Below are 4,434 nucleotides of genomic sequence, written 5' to 3' on the forward strand. Positions count from 1 at the left end.
TCCTCGATGAAGTCGTCCGCGGCTCGGCTGCCCCCGGAGGTCTTCGTCCCATTTTCGAAGTGTACCGGCATGATTTTGATAACATAGATTTCGTGAAAAAGCACATGCAGCGTAAACTGAAGATGCCTGTAATCGCCATAGGGGGCATTCACTTTATGAATGGGGACGTTCATCGCGTAGCCAAACGGGTTGCGGATGACGTAACGGCCGAGTCACTGGACTGCGGACACTGTCTAGCGTTGGAACAGCCGCAAGCATTGGCCGGATTACTTCGCAGCTTTTTTATAAGATAACATAACACATGGAATGGCTCAGCTGCATACACTCTTTTTGAAGTGGATTAAAAAATATATAAAATCAGGGCACCCCTAGCGGGTGCCCTTCTTGTACTTCAAGGATCATATGCCTTCCGGATTCATACGAGTCAGGAATTGTGGAAGCGGCTGCCGAAGGCGACGCCTTTAGGTGAGATTCGCTCGATCTCCGCCAAATCGTCGGCCGTTAGCTTTACATTCAGCGCGCCAAGGTTTTCCTGCACACGGTCGAGCCGCTTTGTTCCGGGGATCGGAACGATCTGCTCACCCTGCGCCAGGAGCCATGCCAGGCTTAGTTGGGCGGGGGTGCAGCCTTTTTGCGCAGCTAACTTCTCGACCAAGGAAGCAACCTCGACGTTCTTGACGAAATTCTCGCCTTGAAACCTTGGGAAACGGTGCCGATAATCGTCCGCCGGCAAGTCCTCAGGATTCTTGATCTGACCGGTTAAAAAGCCGCGGCCAAGCGGGCTGTAAGGGACAAGGCCGATACCCAGCTCCTTAAGAACAGGGAGAACTTCATCCTCCACTTCCCGGCTCCATAGTGAATATTCGGTTTCAACTGCGGTGATAGGGTGGACGGCATGGGCTCGCCGGATGATGTCCGCGGGTGCCTCCGATAACCCGATGTAACGGATTTTTCCTTGCTGAACGAGATCGGCCAGCGTTCCGACCGTTTCCTCGATGGGGGTGTTGGGGTCGGGCCGGTGTTGGTAGTAGAGGTCGATGTAATCAAGGCCCAGGCTGTAGAGGCTGGCATCGACGGATTTTTTAATATAGGCTGGGTCGCCTTTCGGGCCTTGGCCGTGCGTAATGCCGAATTTTGTGGCGATAATGGCCTCGTCACGTCGGCCTTTCAGGGCGCGTCCGACAAGCTTCTCGTTTTCACCGAACCGGCGGAATTCCGGATCGCCGTAAAAATCGGCCGTATCGAACATCGTTACGCCCAGATCCAACGCTCCCTGGATCGTGCGAACGGATTCCTCGTTATTCGGCATCGTCATCGTGCCAAGGCCGATGGCCGACACTTCAAGTTCTTGCCTAGTTTTCTTTTCTGTACCATAGAGATTCCCTCGTTTCCTGCGTTAGTATCACTCGAACATGAACCGTATCACTCGAACATGAACCAATTCTAAGCGATCTAACTTGAGGCAACCACACAGCGTTTTTTACTAGTAAAAATATTACCTGTCAGTCTTCCTTGTCCTCTACTGCCGGCATATAGACGCAGATGTGCAGATCCGGGCTGTCGGACATATTCGCGAGCGGCCGGATGTCATAAGCCACAGGGGTATCAGAGGCCGAGGTCTGCAAAATAACCCGGTCTAATTTCTTGAGCCGAATCTCGTACGGCTTCCATAAGCGGTTAAATTCCTCGCTGCTCTGGATCAGATGCTGCACCGTCGCCTCAAACCAGGGATCGTCCCGATGCTTATCGTAATGGGCTCTGAATACCGCAACCCCATAACTCGCGAATTCATCGATATTAACGATCCGCCGGCGCAATTCATCATTTTCAAATGCCAACCGAATTAAAGAACGCTCTTCGGCCGGTACGGAAGCAAAATCGGTTAACATCCAACCGGCGGCTTCGTTCCATGCGAGAACCTCAGTTCTCTTATTGGTGATATATGAAGGGAAGGAAACTTGATCGATGATCTTTTGCAGCTGGGGATCCACGGCAGCTGGAGGCGCCGAACTCGCAGCACTGGGATCGGGCTCGTAAGGATTCCACAGCTGAAGCAAATGGCCTCTCTCGTCCGGAGACAGTTGAAGCGCATTGGCAATGCTCTCGATGACTTCCCTGGAGGCGGATAGCTCTCTTCCTTGCTCAAGCCACGTATAATAAGTGGCGCTTACGCCTGCCAGGATGGCTACCTCTTCCCGCCGAAGGCCGGGTGTTTTGCGCTGACCGCTGGAGAAGTTTAATCCCGCATCCTCTGGCGAGAGACGTTCCCTGCGCGATTTGAGGAATGCTCCCATCGTTTTGGCCCTGCTGTTATGTACCGTCATTAATGTCGATCACCACCTGTTGGTTTGGGTTTCGTTCAAGGTATCAGCATGATCCATTGAGGCTGATTTACGATACCAGTATACCATAGGGACCTGTGACGATAGGAAGGGTATAGACTGAATCAAGTAGTCGTCACTCAGGTGTATGTTTCGTTTTGAAAGGAGCCTAACATGAACATCGATTTTTTAAAACAACTTCAAAGAATCCTAAGATTAAAGGATTTGGAAGCATGGGATGTTGCCATGAACGGTAAAGATTGCCGGATTATCATTGTGGATGAGGGGCGGCCAAGCCGTGATGAGGATTTTCCATGGCTTAAGGATGGAATAGGAGAGGACAAAAGAAAAAATCATATCACGGCGCATGTATTTTCATCTACAAGTTTGGAGAAAAGCGAAGAACGCATGTTGTACCACATCGCCGAACATCTGACGGATCATGTGGCACTAGCACATTGCCATGTCACGGTACTCTTTCAGCAAGAGGACGATTATGATCATGCTTTAAGCCGTTTGCTGCAAGCCAAGGGATATCCGGAGGATCACACCATGCCTCTTAGCAAGTTTTTTCGTTTTTCTCAGGATTAGTGAGGAATGAATAATCTGGATGATTTCACCTAAAATTCATCCAAAAAGTCAGCAGCAATTTTCTGTCTCAATGAAAGTAGAACTTCACTTAATCTCTAACAAGCATGATAAATAGTCAGATAAACTGGGTAGATGAGAAAGGAGTGTTTATCGAGATTAGATGTGAAGAGAGGCAAAACGCAGCTCCCTTTTAATAAAAAATAACTCCCAAAAGGTTAGGAGTTATTTTCGTTATTTTCTAGTTTTACATTATATTTTTCAGCTAGTTCTTTTAATCCAGCTTGATATTCTCTTATCATCTTCCTAGCCTCTGAAAGTTTTTCATTCGCTTCAGTAACAGTCATCATATCCTGTTGTTCTATAGCAGAAGCTATCGTTGTGAACGCTGAGCTCTGAAGATTTAATGCGTCTATATAAATATTATGTACTTCTCTTAACTCTTTTGATTCAATATTAATTCCTTCTACTTTCCCAATGAACTCGTTGTAACCAGGTATTACTTCGTCCATCAAAACGTTGTAAGATGTTTCGTCATCTGTATAATTTGCTCCTGTTATACTATCATAGGTATTAACTAACTCCTGCTCCTCTTTCTCCAGAGGAGACATTTGTTCGTTAATGTAAGATAGTAATTCTTCTGTTACCGGATCAGTTTTGCTACACCCCGTTAGGACTGTAAAGAGCAGCACAGCTCCGATAAGAAATTTTAACTGTTTCAAAAGAAAACCTCCTAGTCTAAAATACCTTTATTCTAGTACATTATAATGGAAAATAGTTCAAAAGCAATAGGGTAATTGGAACTATATCAATTTGTTGCCTTTTTAGAATTCTAGTTAGAGTTTGGACCCTTGCTCAATGCAGCAAGGTTGATGTCTTAGATCGATATGTCATTCCGTTCGTGCGCTAGAACAAAGGTTTATACCGAGATGCTAAAACGCTACTGACAGACAGTTGTCAGCAGCGTTTTTATATAGTCATAGGAGATGATTTATTAAGGAGGCACCCATATTGAAAAAGAAAAACGAAAATCAAACCATGCCGGTTATCGCAGATCAGCAAGGCAGCCGCTACTGGATCGGCGTTGTATCCGCCTCTCATGTGAAGCGGGGGGTTCAAGGCGGTTTTGCCCAGCTCTGTCATGGAAAAGCAGCCCCTTTGCGCCGGATGAGTCCCGGCGATTGGCTCATATACTACTCTCCACGAACCGACATGTCGAAAGGGGAACCACTTCAAGCGTTTACCGCCATTGGGCAGGTGACCGGTGACAGGGTCTACGAGTATCCGATGTCCGAATCCTTTGTGCCTTTTCGCCGGGATATCCGTTACCTTCCATGCCGTGAAGTGAAGATTGCTCCTCTATTGGACCGGCTTACCTTTACCCGCGGGAAGCGCAGCTGGGGATACGCATTCCGCAATGGGCAATTTGAGATCGGATATGAGGATTTCCAGACGATTGCCAGCATCATGTTAGGTGAAGTAGCGTGGGACAATGCCAGCCGAAGCGTGCTTATTGATCTTTAGC

The 4,434-nt window shown here is 47.7% G+C and carries 6 protein-coding genes; 3 read left to right on the top strand and 3 right to left on the bottom strand.

Features of this window, described 5'->3' with window-relative positions:
- On the top strand, window positions 1–293 hold a 293-nt coding region (locus tag CPT76_RS38435), incomplete at its 5' end, for an alpha/beta hydrolase (protein ID WP_219845450.1).
- 131 nt (window positions 294–424) lie between these two features.
- Here the strand turns inward: CPT76_RS38435 and CPT76_RS19880 are convergent.
- Together CPT76_RS19880 and CPT76_RS19885 are read right to left on the bottom strand one after the other, a co-directional pair.
- Window positions 425–1,339, bottom strand: a complete 915-nt coding sequence (locus tag CPT76_RS19880) for an aldo/keto reductase (protein WP_258168668.1) — start codon at window positions 1,337–1,339, stop codon at window positions 425–427.
- A 163-nt stretch (window positions 1,340–1,502) separates the two neighbouring features.
- Entirely contained in the window at window positions 1,503–2,324 is an 822-nt protein-coding gene (locus tag CPT76_RS19885) for a helix-turn-helix transcriptional regulator (RefSeq protein WP_105444190.1), read from the bottom strand.
- Window positions 2,325–2,495: 171 nt separating this feature from the next.
- Between CPT76_RS19885 and CPT76_RS19890 the strand changes: the two genes are divergently transcribed.
- The gene (locus CPT76_RS19890; protein WP_105444191.1) at window positions 2,496–2,912 is read left to right on the top strand and encodes a hypothetical protein; all 417 of its coding nucleotides are present in this window, start codon (window positions 2,496–2,498) and stop codon (window positions 2,910–2,912) included.
- Between the two features lie 215 nt (window positions 2,913–3,127).
- Here CPT76_RS19890 and CPT76_RS19895 read toward each other — a convergent pair whose 3' ends face one another.
- Complete coding sequence (locus CPT76_RS19895) at window positions 3,128–3,631, bottom strand: hypothetical protein (RefSeq protein WP_105444192.1); 504 nt, start codon at window positions 3,629–3,631, stop codon at window positions 3,128–3,130.
- A 316-nt stretch (window positions 3,632–3,947) separates the two neighbouring features.
- Here CPT76_RS19895 and CPT76_RS19900 point away from each other — a divergent pair, with 316 nt between their 5' ends.
- On the top strand, window positions 3,948–4,433 hold the full coding sequence (locus CPT76_RS19900; RefSeq protein WP_105444298.1) for an EVE domain-containing protein: 486 nt from the start codon (window positions 3,948–3,950) through the stop codon (window positions 4,431–4,433).
- Window position 4,434 lies beyond the last annotated feature (1 nt).

Origin of the sequence: Paenibacillus sp. AR247 (genome assembly GCF_002968895.1) — a bacterium.
GTDB classification, from domain to species: domain Bacteria; phylum Bacillota; class Bacilli; order Paenibacillales; family Paenibacillaceae; genus Paenibacillus_AQ; species Paenibacillus_AQ favisporus.

Excerpts from the sequence above, each read along its gene's own strand:
- CPT76_RS19885 (WP_105444190.1), bottom strand. The coding sequence starts at position 2,324 with ATGACGGTACATAACAGCAGGGCCAAAACGATGGGAGCATTCCTCAAA.
- CPT76_RS19890 (WP_105444191.1), top strand. The coding sequence starts at position 2,496 with ATGAACATCGATTTTTTAAAACAACTTCAAAGAATCCTAAGATTAAAG.
- CPT76_RS19900 (WP_105444298.1), top strand. The coding sequence starts at position 3,948 with ATGCCGGTTATCGCAGATCAGCAAGGCAGCCGCTACTGGATCGGCGTT.